The sequence below is a fragment of the Chthoniobacterales bacterium genome, from assembly GCA_018883245.1.
Taxonomy (GTDB): domain Bacteria; phylum Verrucomicrobiota; class Verrucomicrobiia; order Chthoniobacterales; family JACTMZ01; genus JACTMZ01.
This window is the reverse complement of record VEQL01000004.1, coordinates 80,587-98,181: the sequence shown is the minus strand read 5'-3', so window position 1 is coordinate 98,181 and position 17,595 is coordinate 80,587. Positions and strand designations below refer to the sequence as shown.

Genomic DNA, 17,595 nt, shown 5'->3' with positions numbered 1-17,595 from the left:
CCGGCCCGTGCAATGGCAAATGGCAGGTCAGAACTTGTAGCCAAGTCCGAGGTAGAGGTTCTGGCTGCTTTGGCTCTGGCCGCCCACAAACGCGCTGTAGGTCGCCGTGGCCTGCCAGCGCTCGCCGATTCCCACCGTCGCTCCCACGCCGCCGTAGAAGTTGTCACGCGCCGGTGTGCCGGTGTTGTAGGCGAACGGCGAGGCCGGGCCACCCGTGGTGAACGACGAGTTGATCTGGTAGCTATTCTGCAAGAACTCATGCTGCCATCCGGCAAAGATTGTCGGCGTGACGAGCACATTCTTCGAGAGCTTCCAATTGTAGGCCGCCTGCGCACCCAGCGTGTAAAGAAGGCTGCTGGAGTTGTAGGGGCTCACGTCCAGATTGAGCGAGTCGGCGCCCGTCTCCGTGAAGCCCTGCACCCCGAGGTAGGTGTATTGCATCGTGGTGAACGGACCCCATGTGAAGTTCCCCACCTCGAAGTCGTAGCCCGTGCCCAACGCCAGATCGAACTCGCCCGCGCCCGGGCGTCCGGTCGCCGTGCGGTCCAAGCCACCGAAGTCGATGTAGCGGTTGACCGTGTAGCCGTGGTAGGCGCCGCCGACCAGGCCGTTGACGTAGAAGTTGTCGATATCGTAGGTGCCGAAGACACCGAAGCGCACCGCGTTGTCGATCGTGCGGCCATTGTCGTATTCGGCTTGCAGGCCCTGGTAGCCGACATAGACGCCGGTAGCCAGGTTGTCATTCCACGAGTAGGACGCGCCCGTGCTCACCCCGCCGCTTTGCGAGCGGTAGTTCTGCAGATAGTTCACGTTTCCTCCATTGGCGAAGATGCCGTTGCCATCGACGAACGTACCCCACTTGGTTTCCTTCGACGGATTGATGGCGAAGGCGCCCATGTCATCCGTGCCGCCCATCTCCGCCTGCATCGGGTTGGTAGCGAGGGTGGATGAGAACCCGCGGCCGTTGACGCGGGTCACCCACAACCGCTGGAACATCCCGCTGTTGAGCGCATTGGCCGTGTTGAAGGCCATGTTGGGCAGCGAGGAATAAGCATTGGGCAACATTTGCTCCAGCGCCGCGGGGTATTCGGCTGCACTCAGCGAATCGAGAGCCGCGCTCACCGTGCCACGGTCGCCACCAGCGCTGATGAAGCTGTCAAGCGCCGCAGCAACGTTGAACTGGTTGGGCGTCATCGCCATTTGCGTGTAGCTCTGCGGAGCGACCAAAAGGCTCGCTGTCGTCCCATTGATGAGGACACGGCCGCGCTGACCGGTCGGCATCGCAATGGCGTCATAAGCACCGCTGACCCCGCCGTTCGCCGTGAGGAACTGGTATCGGCTGCCGAACGGCAGAGCGAAGCCGTTGATCGGTGTGACTTGAAGAGTGCCGGCCAATGTCGCCGTGCCGGTAATGAGCAGCTGGCTGAAGGTGCTCGGCCCTGCGATTTGCAGACCGGTGGTTCCCGAGGGCGTCTGCGTGAAGTTGCCTTGGATGGTCATCAGTCCGGTCGGGTTGCCGGGATTCAAAAGGCCCTGGTTGATCACATTGCCGATCAGCGTGCCTGCTCCGCCCAAAGCGCTTCCGCTCTGCACTGTGAAGCCGTTGCCGGACGAAAACACGCCGTTCACCGTTGTGACGCTGTTGTTGCTCATCACAACGGGGTTGTTCGTGATATTGATCGTGCTTCCGACAGGGATTTCCAGATTCGGATCTGTGCCGGCCACGTAGCGCACACCTTTATAGCTGTTCGTGCCGCCGGTCGTTGTGACGCTCCCGTCAACAATGAGCATCTCCGCATCGATCCACAGCGCGTTGTTGCTGATGGTCAAGATGTAGTCGCCGGCCAGACCACCCACGATGCCGAAAAGCGACGGGTCAAAGTCGTTGGTCGTCATGTTTGCGGCCGTGAGGAGTTTGGTCGGTGACCCGCCTAAGAACGTTCCACGCAGGTCGAACATGTTCGTCGGACCGTTGGTCAGCGTCAGATTGCCCGCGATCCGCAGAGCGTTCGCATCGGACACAGCATCGAGGATGCTCACGACGCCCAGCGCGTCCCACGTGAATGTCCCGATGTCCAAACCAGTGTCGAGGCTGAGCACGCCGGCGTTGAGCGTGACATCGCTATTGTTGCCGAAGGCATTCGTGGTTGTCGTCACAACCGTGCCGCCATTGATCGTTGTGGCGCCAGTGTAGGAGTTTGATCCGCCGACCGTTGTGGTGCCGGGGCCGCTGAACACGACTCCAAGACCTCCCGCGAGACGGGCAACGAAGTTGTAGTCATCGTTGGTGTGATTGAACTCCACCAGACCACCGGAGTTCCCGTTGATGACCGCGGCGTCGCTGATGTAACCAGCGCCATTTCCTTCACCAAAGCGCAGGGTTGATAACGGCCCGAGCTGCACCGAATTGACCACCAACTCGCCGCCATCGGCTACGGTAACGCTATTTGAGCTGGCCGCAGTCGGACCGACCAAAAGTTCGCTTGCTCCATTGGTCACGACGAGCTGGGAGTTGCTCCCGCCCACCAGGATAGAGTTGCCGGTTGTATCCGTGCCCAGATAACCCACGAAGACATTGCTGGAAACATTGACGATGCCGCCGCCTATGATTTCGAGGCTGTTGCTGTTGCCCGAGGAGCCGACACGCAAAGTGCCCGTGATATCCCAACTCGAGCCTGCGCCCGTGACGACCGCGGTGTTTCCATCGGAGCCAGTATCGCGGCCGATCCGGGCGTTCCCAGTTCTGAGTTCCGCACCATCCTCCACAGTGAGCGAGTTGCTCGCCCCGGCAAGACCAAGGACAAAGGCTTTCTGATTGGTGAAGGTGGAGCCCGCTCCCGAAACAACAAGGAAGTTACCAGTCGAGCCGGCATCATTGCCGACAACGACATCGCTGGTCCCTGTCACGGCAACTCGGCCGCCATTCAGCACTTGGAGGCCGTTGTCAGTCCCGCCGACGCCGACGATGAACGCGCTGGTGACCGTGAGCGATCCGCCATCGGAAACAGTGGTCACACTGTCCTGCGCAGTGGCTTGGAAGCCGGCGTAAAAATTGCCGGCGGTCACCGATCCCTCGGAAACATTCAGCTGGTTGTTGGTTCCGCCGTAGCCCACGTAAAAATTACCAGCGGCTGACAGTGTCGAACCTGCTCCAAGGACATTGATCTGGTTGTCGCGTGTGCCATCGAAAGGACCCACGGCCACATTGCCGGTTGAGGAAACCGAACCGCCATCGATGATCTCGAGGATGCTGTCCGAGTCATAAACCCAAACTTCTCGTGTTCCATTGATCGACCCGGGGCCGGCAACGCTGAGCGTTCCGCCGCCGGCAACGTAGGTCACGCCGGAATACGTTCCGATTCCGGTGAATATCTGCGTTCCTGTGCCGATTTTCTGGATATCCAGCACACCGCCGTTGTCGCGGAGCGTTCCTGCAAATGTCGCCGAAGCATCGTTGTTGCCGATGATGAGTTTGTTTATTCCGCCGGCGATCGCCTCGACCGTTCCCGTTCCGGACAAGCCCCCAATGTCCTCGGAGTTGTCACCCTTAGCCAGTTTGAGGAAGCCGTTTGCTCCGATGGTTACGTTCGCCGTGTCGGGAATGAAGTTTGTGCTGGTGGCATTCCCGTCGCTGAGCTGCAGCGTGGAACCCGGGCTGATGATGACATCACCATTGAAGCTGTTGGCGGCATCCATGAACACCACCCGCGAATTGGTCGCCGTGGTAATGGTCACATCGCCTGTGCCGCTGATCCCGCCGCTGAAATCGGTGCGGTTGTTGACGCCATCGAGACCGGGAGCGGCAACAAGTGTCACGTCGTTCTCCAACTCGATCGGGCCGGCGAATTTCGCCCAATTGTTTGTGCCGAGCTTCGAAGAACCGATGGTCGTGATGCCGAGGTTCGGCACGACGGTGATGGCGTTGGAAACAGTGAATCCCCCTGCGGAAACATCGACCAGCAACGAAGCGTTTTCATCGTCGTAGGCACCGACCGTTATGGCTTTCGTGCTGAACGCGGACGCCGCGGAACCGATAAGCGCTCCAGCTTCGACAGCTGTGGTCCCCTCGTAAGTGTTCGATGCGCCAAGAGTCGCCGTGCCCGTGCCAATCTTGATCAATCCACCCGCGCCGCTGATGACCCCATTAAGCGTCAACCCGCTGTTGGTCGCCGTGTTCAGCTGCAGGTCTGTCGGCGCCACAATGGCGTTGGAAATCGTATGCGTGCCGCGCAGCGAGGAGATGGAGGATTCGTTCGCGCCGGAAGCCGCGAGAGTGATCGTGCCACTGCCGGAGAGGATGTAGGAGTTCACATTGGAGAACGTCATCGAGAGGAGCGACGCGTTCGTGTCCAGCGTGACGGGTCCGCGTCCGGCCGCGCCGAACGTCGCCGTGTCGTTGACACTGAGCGCACCGTCCAAGCCCGGTGTTCCACCCGCTGCCAGCCAATTGGTGAAAGTCGTCCAAGCGCCGCCATTGGTCGAGGTCCATACGCCCTGGCCGGTGTAAATGATACCGGTCACAAGAAGATTCGCCGTGCCGACGTTCGTGCTGGCGCCCCGCAGACCGGAGTCGTCGAAGAATGTGACCGTGACGTTGTTGGTGAAAATGCCGGCATCAGCGCCGCTGGCGAGCGTCGCGCCGATGTTGGTCGATGCGCCTTGGGCCAAGCCGGAGACGGCATCGATAGAGAGATCCACATTCGTGGAAACAGCCGTCGCACCCAAGGCAACGCGAAGACCGGCTTGGTTGCTGATGGTCACCGTATTGGTCGTCGTGAGCGGGCCGGCATAGCCGACGTGCACCGGCGCGAACGAGAGCGTATTGCCGCCGGCCACCGAGCCTGCAGCGTGGTTGTAGATCGTTCCGGTGACGGCGAAATTGGTCGTGCCGACGTTGGTGCTCGCACCTCTGAGCGTCGAGCTGTCACGGAACGTGACATTGACGTTGTTTGTGTAAACGCCCGCGGCTTGCCCCGCGAGACTGACAGTCAGGTTGTCCGACGACCCCGCATCGACATCAGCGACATCTTCAATGGTCAGGCCCGCGTTGGTTGAGGAGCTGACTGTTCCGAGCGCCGCGCGCAGCGGTGCCGCGGCGGCGTTGCTGACCTCGAGCGTTCCCTGCAGCGAACCGGTGTAGCCGACGATGGCATCGGGCATCTCGAGTGCGTTGGTGAGCAGCGAACCTGAAGCGTGATCATAGACCAACACGGTCAATCCGACGTTTGTCGTATAAGAGGACGACCCGTTGAACGTGACATCGAAATTGCCGCTGTTGGTTCCGACTGTGGTTCCGGTCCAGCTCAGACCGGGTGCATTGGTGTCGTGGCCAGCCCCGACTGTTGTCGCGGCGACTGTTCCTGTGGTGTTGGTGGCGCCCGCGGCGGTAAAGGTCACGCTGTTGGAATCATCATTGAACACGGAAACATCGAACGGCAGCGTGCCACCCGTGATCACCGCATTGGGGCCATCGAATAGTGCACCGACGGCATATTTGACGCTTTGCAGTTTGAGAAGGATCGTGTTGTCGTCATCCGCGTAAAGCAGCTCGTAGCCCGCAGGAATTGCATTCGTGGCCGAGAAAAAGCCGGTGCCGAGTCCCGCGTAGGAGACAAAATTGTAGAGCGATGCAGTGAGCGGATTCGGTCCGGTGATGAAATTCACCGCGCCGCCTGACAACGCGACGTCGCCGGTCACCTTGAGAAGGCTCGACGTATCCCCATCGAGCAAAACGTTAAGCGTGCCGCCCGCGAGCGTCAGATTGCCGATGCCGAGCTCACCCGGCGTGATACCGTCTCCCGGCGTGATGTTGCCGCTGTTGACCGTGACGCTGCCCGCGGTCGAACCCGTGCCGCCGAAAGTTCCGCCGTTGACCGTGTAGGCGCCCGCGCCCGTGTGGTTGACGTTGAGCAAGACTGTCCCGTCGTTGATCGTCGTCGTGCCGCTGTAGGTATTGTCGAGTCCGTCGAGCGTGAGCGTGCCGGAGGAATTCTTCACGAGCGATCCCGTGCCCGAAATTGTTCCGCTCAGGGTTTGGTTGGCCGTTGAATCAATGACCACCGTCCCGTTGTTGGCGATGTCGCCATTGTAATTGCCACCGCCCAAGACACCGGAACCGCCGACCGCGAGCGTCCCTGCCGAGATCGTCGTGTCACCCGTGTAAGTGTTGGTGCCATTGAGCAGCAACGTGCCTACGCCCGATTTGGTGAGCGAACTCGCTTGAGGCGTTGGCCAGGAAGCACCCGCGCCATTGAGCAAACCATCAGTCACGGTCAGCGTCGCGTTGCTCGCGACGTTGAAAGTGGTGCCGGTCACCGACCCCGCACCAAGACTGATGCCCGGACCGCTGATCGTGGAATTGCTGCTCACGGTGACAGCACTTTTGAGCGCGTAGGAATAGCCGTTGGTCGTGCCTCCGGCCGCGAGCGTCCCGCCGTTGAGCGTGACCGGTCCGAGGGCGTTGAAGAAGTTGCCGCTGTTGGTGACGAGACCGCCCGCGTTGATCACAATCGGCGTCAGGATGGTCGCGGAGTGGAGGCCGAACACGTCGGTGGCGCCGAACTCGAAAGTCGCCCCGCTATTCACCGTGACGGTATTGCCGGCGTTGTTGGCAAGTTTTCCGGTGACGGCAACGGTTCCGCCGTTGACCGTTGTCCCGCGCGTGTAGGTATTGTTGCCCGAGAGGGTCAGGGTCGATGAACCGTTCTTCACCAAGCTGCCGGTGCCGCTGATCGGTCCGGCATAGTTCGTGTTGTAGCTGAGACCGAAGATTACGCTGTTGTTGGTGTTGGCACCGAATTGGATCCCGGGAGCGATGAACTGCCCGGCATTGGAGAGCGAGAGAGTGCCTCGACCGCCTGCCAGGCCGATGCGCACGGAGGAAACGTTGCTGAAAACGCCGGTGCCGCTGACATTGACTGTGCCGACGCCGTCTTCACCAATGATGGAGAAGCGCGAGGCCTCGTATTGTTCCAGGAGACCACCGGAGAGGTTGTAGGTGCCGCTGGAACTGCCCCAACGGCCGATGACAAGATAACCGCCGATGCTGTTCGTTCCGCCCGTCTGGTTGAAAGTTGCAGTGCCGTTCCAACCGACCTGCAGATTGGCCAAATAAGCGGAGCGAAGTGTCCCGCCTTCAAGATTGTAAGTGGCGATGCTTCCCGCATCGCGGGCCAAACGGATGCTTTGGTCGTTGGGGCGGAGCACATTGAGGACGCCGTTGGTTTGCGTATGGTTGCCCGTGAGAACTTCCAGAACGCTGATGGAGTTTGTCGTGCTTTGGATGTCGAGTGTGCCGCCGGCCAGTAACACAACGGAATTGCTGGAAAGAGAACCGTTGGCCCCGGCCTGAACCACGCCGTTGCTGATGAAGGTATTGCCGCGATAGTTGCTGTTCGTGGCCGTGAGCAGCATCGTGCCCGCGCCGGTCTTGATGAATCCGGAATCGTTCGCGCTGCTCGTTCCCGTCCCGCCGTTGATCAGCGAGGCCGAGACCGTGAGCTTCGAGTTGCTGGCTACATTGAAATTGTTGTAAGGCAGCGACGCGCTGTCCGCCTGACGCAAACTGTAGCTGCCTCCGGTAATGAAAGAGTCGCCGAAGACACTGATCGTGCCGGGCCGGTTTTTATACCAGAACGAGCCACTGCGCAGGAGCGTGCCATTGCTCAACGTCAAATTGCCGAAGCCGGCATAATATCCGCTGCCGTCCCAAGTTCCGCCGTTTATAACAACGTTGGGCGTGGCTGAACCGGTGTCCCAGCCGAGCGGATTTACAGCCCCCGATGTCACCGTGCCGCCCGCGTTGATCGTCAGCGTGTTGGCGCCGACGACAGAGCCGCCTTTGTCGTTGCCGACGAGAACCAGCGTTCCGCCATTGTTCACGACCGTGCCGCCGGAATAGGTGTTCGCCGTCGTCGCATTGGTCGGGTTGAGCGTGACCGTGGTGGATCCGCCGACAACCAGAGACCCGGTGCCGGAAATGGTGCTGTTGAGCGTCTGCGCTCCGCTGCCGAGGAACGAGAGTGTTCCGTTGTTGGCGATGCTCGCGCCGTAGGTTCCGCCGCCGAGCAGACCAGCTCCTTCGACCGAAAGCGTTCCTGCCGCGATCGTCGTTGCGCCCGAATAGGTGTTGCTTCCGGCCAGCGTCGTCGTGCCTGCACCGGACTTGTTCAGTGCACTGATTCCGGAAACAGGTCCGGCCAGCGTCAATCGCGTCGATGCGGCATTGGATAAATACAGATCGCTCTGCGCGACCACCGCGTTGGAAATCGTATGCGCACCGGCCAGCGTCGTGATCGACGCATTATTTGCACCCGAGGCCGCGAGCGTGATGGTGCCGCTGCCGGAAACATCATATGACACAGGATTGGAAAACGTGATCGCGAGCAGGCCCGCGTTTGTGTTCAAGGTCACGGGACCGTTGCCATTCGTGCCAAACGTTGCGGTATCGTTGATACTCAACGCACCGTCGAGTCCCGGCACGCCGCCCGGAACTTGCCAGTTTGCAATGGCCTCCCAGTCACCGCCCGCAGCCGCGGCCCAAACGCCTTGGCCGGAATACACATAGCCCATCACGGTGACGTTTGTGGTGAGAAGGTTGGCGCTTGCACCGTTGAGTGTCGAATCGTCAAAAAAGCGCAGCGCCACCGTGTTGCTGAACCGTCCTGCAGCGCGCCCCGTGGCCAGACTTCCGAAAAGCTGTCTGGAATTTCCCTGCGCAAGTCCCGCCAGCGTCGGAATGAGCGCGGTGTTGTCATTGGTCATGCCGAGATCGACGCGGAAACCGCTGCTATTGGTGACCGTCAGACTGTTCGTCGATTGTTGGGCCGCTGCGTAGCCGGCATGCACAGGCGCGAATGCAATGGAGGAGCCTCCACTCACTCCTGGCGCCGCATGGTCGTAAACAGACACGGCGAAGCCCACATTCGTCGTGGTGGCCCCGCTGGTCGCTTGGAAGCTGCCCGGTTGGTCCGCACCGACCGCGGTGCCTGTCCATGAAAGACCCGCGGCATTGACAGCCGAACCCGCAGGCACGGTGGTGCTAGCCACGGAACCGGACGTGTTGGTGCCGGACGCTGCCGTGAAAGTCAGCGAACTTGCACCGGAGTTAACGGCGGCGACATCGAAAGGCAGCGTGCCGCCTGTTATGACAGCGTTGTCACCGGAAAACACCGGAGTGACGGTGAAGGGCGGTGCGGCGGCCTTCTTCAAAAGAACCGTATTGGCATCGCCGTAATACAGCTCATAACCCGCTGGCATGTTGTTGATCGAAGTGAAGATACCGTTGAGCGTTCCACCGTAATTGATGAGCGAATAAAGATCTGCAGTGGGTGCGGCGAGAGAGGTGAAACTGATGCGTCCGTCGAGCGCCACATTGCCGGTCACCGCCAAACGGTTGGCCACCGCACCGTTGACAACAACGCCGTAAGTGCCGCTCGGGTTCAGTGTCAATGAACCTACCTTGAACTCCTCCGTGCCGCCCACGCCGGGTGTCAGGGTTCCACCGGCGTTAACCACCACGCCGGCGGACAAAATGCCCGTGCCGCCCAGCGTGCCGTTGACGGACAGGGTGTAGTTCTGGCCGCCGGCGTGCGTGCCGTTGACGAGCAAGCGGCCGCCGGTGACTTCGGTCGGACCGGTGTAGTTGTTGTTCGCTGTGAGCGTGGTTGTCCCCGTGCCCTGCTGGCGCACCGTGCCAAGTCCGGATATCAACGAATCGAGGACAAGAGCGTCGGCTTGTTTGAAATTCACCGCACCGCTGCCCACGCCAAAGACGATGCGGGAGGCGTTTACCGTTCCTCCGTCGAAATTCAGATTGCCCACCGTGTTACGTTTGAACGCGACGTCGATCTGCGGTGTGGTCAGCAGACCCCCGCTCGTGAGCGACAGCGTTCCCCCTGCGCAGGTTTGGCCGATCATGAACGAACCGCTCAGTGATTGCGCATCGTTTAAGGAAATCGTCGAGCCGTTGTTGAGGAAAGCGGTCTCGACTGGCAGTGTGCCATACGCGACGCCCGTCAACCAATTGGCGGTCGTGCTCCAAGTTCCCGAACCTGCATTCCAATAACCCTCGACCGGCGTTGTGCCGATGTTGATGGTGAGCTTTCTGTTTGCAGTTGTTCCCCAAGACCAAACGTAAGTGCCGGGATTCACACCCATGCTCTCAAATGTCCGGCCAAGGTAAATCGTCGTGCCGCCGACAAATGTTCCGGAGGTATATCCTACCGGAAGATAGAAACCCGCGGAACCTCCGTTGATGGTGTCGCCGCAGGTTGAGTTCGGCGAAACGCTGCCACCGGGCCCAAGCACGCCGGGAGAGCTCGTATACCAAAGGCCGTCGCCGCTGCTCTTGCCAACACCAAAAAAGGGCCGCGACGGCCATGAGAATCCACCCATGTTGGCCGTTCCATTTGGGCGCGCCTGTGGCAACTCGACCGATCCGTATCCCACCGAGTAAACATTTCCCCCAACCTCCCATGCGTGAATGACCAGCTGCGCGCGGGTATCGAATGTCATCGCCGCGAAAAAGCCGAGACACATAGTTAGTGGGAAAAAGAACTTCGATGAACGGGCAGGCATTTTGTTTTTCATGGGCTATGACAGATGGGTTTGGGGCCGACGCGCGGTGCGGGCACAACACGGGCATCGCGATAGTAAGCAACGGCGTCTTCCCCTGCCTATACCCTCTGGAGGGTATGTTCCGAGGGGGTGGTTTCAGTTGGCAAAGGCGTTTCGGGAACGTAAAAGACGCGTCATGTTCAAGCGATTCGCCCTTTTTGCCATTCCTCTCGCCGTCCTCACCGCCTGCTCGCCTCCACAGCCGCCGCAGGAGTCTGCCTCCGCACCATGGGAATGCATCGCCGCGAAAGTGACGATCGGCACGAACACGATCGATACCGTCGTGCGCTACAACAAATTCAGCGGCGAAGCCCAGCTGCTCAATGCTGCGTCGTTCGCATCGAAAGCCACCGGCGCCCAGGGCAACATCATCGGCTGGGTCCCGCTCGGCGATTTAAAGAATGCCGTGCAAGAACTCATGCAGCGCGAACAAGCCGCCCAGCAGCAAGGCGTCTCCGCCGCGCCATCCGCGCCGCCCCAGGAGCCCGCGCCCGTCGAGCCGGCGCCGGAAACGAAGAAGAAAAAATAGCGTTTCCCGCGAACCCGCATCGCGGCGGATGGCGGACACCTCCCGCCGCGGGAATCGCTCTCATAATCTTTTGCGCCCGACAGCGAAGCGGCCACAACAACTTAGTGGGTCATACGCGCTCTGGCGCGTTGGCAAGATGCGCATCATCTCTTAATCTCGCCGCCGATCCCGCCCCCTGCCGCCATGACCCTCTCGATGAACGACATCCGCGCCCGGTGCGCCAAGTTCTCCGAGACGTGGAAGGACGCCAGCGACGAACACGCCGACGCCAAGTCCTTCTGGGACGGCCTCTTTGAGGCCTACGGCGCCAACCGCCGCCAGCTCGCCCGCTTCGAGCACCCCGTCAAGATGCCCGGCGGCACCACCAAGTTCATCGACCTCCTCTGGAAGAAAACCGCCCTCGTCGAACAAAAGAGCCGGGGCAAAAACCTCGACGACGCCCGCACCCAAGGCCAGGACTACATTCCGTATCTCACGCCCGACGAGCGGCCCCGCTACCTCATCGCTTGCGACTTCGCCCGCTTCGATGTCGAGGATCTCCACACCGGCGAGCGCTACCAATTCACTCTCGAAAAACTCGCCGACAACGCTTCCGCGCTCGGCTTTCTCGGCGGATACCAACCCCGCCGCCCGAGCCTCGAAGCGCCCGTCAACATCAAGGCCGTCGAGCTGCTCGGCGACCTCCACGACGCGCTCAAGGAAGGCAACTATCCGGCGCACGACCTCGAACGCCTCCTCGTCCGCATCCTCTTTTGCCACTTCGCCGAAGACACCGGCCTCTTCGATCCCGACGCCTTCAGCGACTACATCATCAACCGCACCCGCGAGGATGGCAGCGACCTCGGCTCGCAGCTCCAGCAATTCTTCAACGTCCTCGACACCCCGCTTGACCAACGCCAAACACGACTCGACGAAGCTCTCGTCGGCCTGCCCTACGTCAACGGAAACGTCTTCAGCGGACGACTCACGGTCGCCGCCATGGATCGCTCGATGCGCGACGCCCTGCTCCGCTGTGTCGATTTCGACTGGTCGCAAGTTCACCCCGGCATCTTCGGATCACTCTTCCAAGGCGTCATGGACTCCAAGGAACGCCGCGCCGTGGGTGCCCACTACACGAGCGAAGAAAACATCCTGCGCCTTCTCAATCCACTCATCATGGACGAACTCCGCGCCGAGTTCGCCGCGATCAAGAACGACCGCTCCAGCCGCCGCCTCGTCCGCCTCGAAGAGTTCCACCGCAAACTTGCTTCGCTGCAATTCTTCGACCCCGCCTGCGGATGCGGCAACTTCCTCGTCATTGCCTACCGCGAGATGCGCCGCCTCGAAATCGAAGTCCTCAAGGAACTCTACGGCGACGCCCAGCAAATCACCGACATCGCTCTGCTCTCCCGCGTCTCGGTCACGAGCTTCCACGGCATCGAAATCGGCGAGTTTGCCTGCGCCATAGCGCGTGTCGCCATGTGGTTCATGGAACACATCATGAACACCGAGCTTTCCTACGCCTTCGGTCGCTACTTCGTGAGCCTGCCGCTCGTCCACTCCGCGCAAATCTTGCACGCCAACTCCCTACGGACCGATTGGAAGCAATTTCTCACGCCGACGGACAATGTAGTCGTCCTCGGGAATCCGCCGTTCATCGGCAAGCAATATCAAGACGCGGAACAGAAGGCTGACATCGACACCGTGATGGCGGGCCTAAAGGGAGGCGGCGCGTTAGACTACGTCACCTGCTGGTATATAAAAGCGGCGGAATACATCGCCGGCAGCAAAGCGAGATGCGCGTTTGTCTCAACCAACTCAATCACCCAAGGTGAGCAAGTATGCGTATTGTGGCCGCACCTATTTCAGCGGCACGGGATCTCTATTCACTTTGCCCACCGCACATTCGCGTGGCAAAGCGAGGCCCGTGGGAAAGCACACGTGCACGTCGTCATTATTGGGTTTGGTGCAGTGGACGTTCAGACAAAAACGCTGTTTGATTACGAATCCGATTCGGACACCGCAAAGCAGACGCATCCACGGAACATCAGTCCTTACCTGGTAGAGGGCGGCAACCGCACCGTCACCAAGACGAGGGAGCCGGTGAACGGCGGGCCAGCCATTGCGTTCGGAAGCATGCCGAACGACGGCGGCCATCTACTTCTAACACCGGAGGAGAAGGCCGATCTACTTAAAGCACAGCCACAGGCGGAGAAGTGGATAAGGCGGCTGGTCGGGAGCGAGGAACTCATCAATGGCATCGACCGATATTGTCTCTGGTTGGTGGGCATCTCACCGGATGAGCTAAGAGCCATGCCGGAGATCGTGGCGCGAGTGGAGAGCGTCAAAGCAAAGCGGCTTACAAGCTCCCGACCTACGACGCGAGAACTGGCGAATACGCCAACACTCTTCGGCGAGATACGGCAGCCGGAAAGCGACTACCTTGCGATTCCTGAAGTGTCCTCTGAGCGGCGGAGATTTATTCCTGTGGCGTGGCTGCCGAGCGATGTCATTGCCACGAACAAAATTTACACGATGGCCAATGCCACCGCTTTCAACTTCGGCATCATATCGTCCACCATGCACATGGCGTGGACGCGGACAGTAACAGGGCGCCTTGAGAGCCGTTACCAATACTCCGCTGGTATTGTCTACAATAACTTCCCCTGGCCATCGCCGGACGAAGCGCAACGCAAAGCGGTAGAGGCCGCCGCGCAAGCCGTGCTCGATGCGCGGGCCGCGCACCCCACGGCGACCCTCGCCGATCTTTACGATCCGGTGACCATGCCGCCGGACTTGGCGAAAGCCCACGCCGCCCTCGATAAAGCCGTCGATCGCTGCTACCGCCCGGAGCCGTTCATGTCCGAACGCGAACGCGTCGAATACCTCTTCGCCCTCTACGAAAAACTCACCACGCCGCTCGCTCCAGCAACCCCCGCCAAAAAACGCCGCACGAAAAAAGCGGCTGCCCCTGCATAATGGACTATATCCAAGAAGGTGGTGGGGTTGACCCGCATGGCCGGAAAGATTAGGAGTTGCCCATGAGCGAGATCATTTTCGAAGTGCAGGAAGATGAGGCCGACGGCGGTTTTGTGGCGACCGCTCTGGGACACGCCATCGTCACCCAAGGAGAAACTTTGGAAGACCTGCGGGTCATGGTCAAAGATGCCGTGAACTGCCACTTCGGTGACGGAGCCGCGGGACCGATGCCCAAAATGATCCGGTTGCATTTCGTGCGGGACGAGGTTTTGGCAGCGTGAAAATACCCCGCGATGTGTCCGGGGCCGATCTGGCCAAGGCATTGCGCGTGCTCGGTTACGAAGAGGTCCGGCAAGACGGTTCACATATGAGGCTGACGACAAATGTCGGTGGTCAATTCCACGTCACCATCCCGAACCATCAACCGATCAAAGTCGGGACACTGCGAGGGATCATCAAACTCATCGCGGAGCACCACAAGACGACGCCGGACGAACTCTTCGAGCAATTGGATCTTTGAGCAGCGGCCCTCGATAGAGCCGTCGATCGCTGCTACCGCCCGGAGCCGTTCACATCGGAACGCGAACGCGTCGAATACCTCTTCGCCCTCTACGAAAAACTCACCACGCCGCTGGCGCCAGCAACACCCGCAAAAAAACGCCGCACCAAGAAAAGCGGCAATCCGCGGTTGATCGACCTATGGAGCGGAAAACAAAACACCCGCACTTTTCCGTGCGGGTGTCGCTAAGGTGAGCGGCGCTTTGTCGCTTAAGAAACCTTCGCGCGTTTGCGCCAGCGCACGAACGCTGCGCCACCGGCGAGCAAGGCCGCCGCGGCCCACGTGCCGGGCTCGGGGACGGCATTGGTCGGCGCGACGAACGTGGGATTCGTGATGTCACCGGCCGAGCGGAGACCGTAGGTCGGATAGGTGCCGGAGTTCGTCGTCAGGCCGAAATAGATGGAGTCGACGGCGAAGTCGTTGCCATTGTAATTGGTGGCTTGGTTGCGCAGGCGGAAACCGAGGCTGGTCGGCTGGGTCGTGATGTAGGTGTCGGCGTAGACGAGAGTCCATGTTCCCGGAGTAATCGTCGGCGTTGCCGTGAACGCATTGTAGGCGCCCCCATTAACGGAGATCTCGAAAGAAAGGTCGGGCGGGGCGAAATTGGTATTTACGAGATTGTTCACATAGGCTTGGAAGCGATAGTAAATTGGCGCGTTGGTGTCGGTGGTTAGCGTGACGCTCGGATTGTTGATGGTCTGAAACCACGCGGACTGCGTGGTATTGGTGGCTCCGTTGGCGATGAGATAGTTGCCAGAACCGCCTTGGCCGACGACAGGGAGAAAGCCTGCGTTCCAAGTATTGGCAGCACTCGACTGCACATAATACTCACCCGCAGCAGTATTATTTGCCACGTAGCTGTAGTCGGAGGAGAACCCAGTGTTGCCCGAGGAGAAATTGCCGTTGACGATGAGGTTGGCCTGCGCGGCGAGCGGCAGAAGAATGATGGAGGCCAAGACGGCGGGGAAGAGATTGCGCGGTGTTTTCATTTTTTGAGACGACGAGGCGAAGATTTGGCTTATGGATTTGAATGAATTTTACAATATCGAGGGGGACCGCGCCATACCCTCCGCAGGGTATATCAATCGAGAATTCTCTCGCACAACAATATGGTTAGAACGACCCCTCAATCCCCTCACGAAAGGCAAGCCGACAACTTGGAACTGACGCTGTTGGCGCAGCGAAATGAGGCGACCGACGCTACGAAAGTGAACGCCGATTTGTTGCTCAAGAAACCTTTGCGCCTTTGCGCCAGCGCACGAACGCCGCACCGCCGGCGAGCAAAGCCGCAGCGGCCCAGGTGCCGGGCTCGGGGACGGCGTTGGAAGTGGCATAGACAGAGAGGCTGTAACGCGACGACTCCGCTACCTCCCAGGTTCCCGCGGGAGTAATGGCGTTTGTGGAAGTAATTTCCCATGTGCCCGCATTGACATAACCAGAACCATTTTGGCTGAGCGGTGCGGCCGGCGTGCCGCTGTTGTAATACCAACTGCCCCCATTGGGCACGACGAAGTAGGTAGTGTTGGCCTGCAGCTGCGCATTGCTAAACGTGAAGGAGTATTTGTTCTTGTCGCCGACATTGACAGCAGCAGAGGTGTAGAGTGAAACGTCAGGCACGATGTTGTTTGTTCCCGAGAGAATCCCACTGAAGATCGAGACAGTCAGAGGGATTGTGCCGACATTCGCACCGAACAAGCCGAGAGTGACGGACTGCAAGGAGAGCAGTGATGAGGTCCCGGTATTGAAGCCCTGAGCCAGCCATCCACTGCCTGGACCAATATCATTGTTGACTGATCCTAAAGCGGTTGTGCCATCGGCTCCGAGGTTGCCATAAACCAACTCCGCGCGCGCGCCGGAGATAAAGAGGAGCGCCAACGCCGTGAACACGACCAGCGGCTTCATCACATTCTGTTGGAGGGCGCGGTCACGAAGCTTGAACATGATAGTTTTCAACTGGAGAGAAGAAAATATTCCAACGATACGGACCGCGCCATACCCTCCGCAGGGTATGGCAAATAACCTCGCCGCAGACCGCGAAGGCGGCTGTAAATATTCGAAGCCATGAGCCTCAAGTGTGTGATCGTCGAGGATCAGACGATGTTCCTGCAGATGTTGCACAACGTGCTGGCGGGAACACCCGGCTTGGAGGTGGTCGCCACGGCGCAAACCGAAGCCGCAGGGATCGCCGCGTGCGAGAAACACTTGCCCGACATCCTCGTGCTCGACCTGGCTTTGCCGGACGGCCACGGCGTCGGCGTGGCCCGACGCCTCGCGCAGCTCAAGCCGGCGTCCAAAACTCTCATTCTCTCCGGCGAGGCGAGCACGTTCGTTTGTCCGTCCGACCTGCAGGACCATGTGCATGCGGTGTTGGACAAAACCCAGGCCTTCGACGATCTGGCCGTGGAAATCAAAACTCTCCTGCCCACAGCGCGGGGCGGCTCCACCGCACTTCCCGAAGCCAGAGTGCGGCAAAAGCTGAGCGAGCGGGAATACGAGATCTTCGAACTGATCGGGCGCGGGTTGATGAGCAAGGAGATCGGCGAGAAGCTGGCCATTTCAACGCAAACTGTTCAGACCCATCGCAAGAACATCGCGGAGAAACTCGGCACGAGCGGAGGCGAGCTGGTCCATCAGGCCGTGCGACACTACCACGCAACGCTGGGAACAAAGATGTGATCGTGCGGAAGGCAAGCTCGCCACACTCAGCGGGCGTGCGGATCATCCTTGTGTTGTGACCCTCGAACCGCTGCATCCTGCCCAGATCGAACGGCTGTGCGCGATGTCTATGGCCGAGAAATGGGAAGTGGCCAAGGGACTTTTACGCACCGCCCGCCAGACGCGCCGCGCCGGTCTTGCCCTGCGGCATCCCGAATGGAGCCCGCAGCGCATCGAGCAGGAACTCGCCCGCGAACTCGCCCGTGCCAGAACCTGA

The 17,595-nt window shown here is 60.0% G+C and carries 9 protein-coding genes; 6 read left to right on the top strand and 3 right to left on the bottom strand.

The features are described 5' to 3' along the window. Nucleotides 1–27: 27 nt before the first annotated feature. Nucleotides 28–10,590, bottom strand: coding sequence for a hypothetical protein (locus FGM15_02620; protein MBU3664762.1), 10,563 nt, complete (start codon nt 10,588–10,590; stop codon nt 28–30). Nucleotides 10,591–10,753: 163 nt separating this feature from the next. Between FGM15_02620 and FGM15_02615 the strand changes: the two genes are divergently transcribed. The 4 genes from FGM15_02615 (at nt 10,754) to FGM15_02600 (ending at nt 14,624) form a co-directional block, all read left to right on the top strand. Beyond that, complete coding sequence (locus FGM15_02615; GenBank protein MBU3664761.1) at nt 10,754–11,146, top strand: hypothetical protein; 393 nt, start codon at nt 10,754–10,756, stop codon at nt 11,144–11,146. Between the two features lie 183 nt (nt 11,147–11,329). Further along, nucleotides 11,330–14,104: a class I SAM-dependent DNA methyltransferase gene (locus tag FGM15_02610; protein ID MBU3664760.1), complete on the top strand. Its 2,775-nt coding sequence runs from the start codon at nt 11,330–11,332 to the stop codon at nt 14,102–14,104. 62 nt (nt 14,105–14,166) lie between these two features. Continuing rightward, the gene (locus FGM15_02605) at nt 14,167–14,385 is read left to right on the top strand and encodes a 2-oxoisovalerate dehydrogenase (GenBank protein MBU3664759.1); all 219 of its coding nucleotides are present in this window, start codon (nt 14,167–14,169) and stop codon (nt 14,383–14,385) included. Continuing rightward, on the top strand, nt 14,382–14,624 hold the full coding sequence (locus FGM15_02600; GenBank protein ID MBU3664758.1) for a type II toxin-antitoxin system HicA family toxin: 243 nt from the start codon (nt 14,382–14,384) through the stop codon (nt 14,622–14,624). Before FGM15_02605 ends, FGM15_02600 begins: the two co-directional genes overlap by 4 nt. A 248-nt stretch (nt 14,625–14,872) precedes the next feature. Here FGM15_02600 and FGM15_02595 read toward each other — a convergent pair whose 3' ends face one another. Together FGM15_02595 and FGM15_02590 are read right to left on the bottom strand one after the other, a co-directional pair. Beyond that, nucleotides 14,873–15,652 (bottom strand): PEP-CTERM sorting domain-containing protein, encoded by a 780-nt coding sequence (locus FGM15_02595; GenBank protein ID MBU3664757.1) that lies wholly within the window; start codon nt 15,650–15,652, stop codon nt 14,873–14,875. Nucleotides 15,653–15,890: 238 nt separating this feature from the next. Next, the gene (locus FGM15_02590; GenBank protein ID MBU3664756.1) at nt 15,891–16,604 is read right to left on the bottom strand and encodes a PEP-CTERM sorting domain-containing protein; all 714 of its coding nucleotides are present in this window, start codon (nt 16,602–16,604) and stop codon (nt 15,891–15,893) included. Between the two features lie 120 nt (nt 16,605–16,724). Between FGM15_02590 and FGM15_02585 the strand changes: the two genes are divergently transcribed. Both FGM15_02585 and FGM15_02580 read left to right on the top strand, forming a co-directional pair. After that, nucleotides 16,725–17,339 carry a response regulator transcription factor gene (locus tag FGM15_02585; protein ID MBU3664755.1) on the top strand — a complete coding sequence of 205 codons (615 nt, stop codon included), beginning with the start codon at nt 16,725–16,727 and terminating at the stop codon, nt 17,337–17,339. A 55-nt stretch (nt 17,340–17,394) separates the two neighbouring features. Next, nucleotides 17,395–17,595, top strand: coding sequence for a hypothetical protein (locus FGM15_02580; GenBank protein ID MBU3664754.1), 201 nt, complete (start codon nt 17,395–17,397; stop codon nt 17,593–17,595).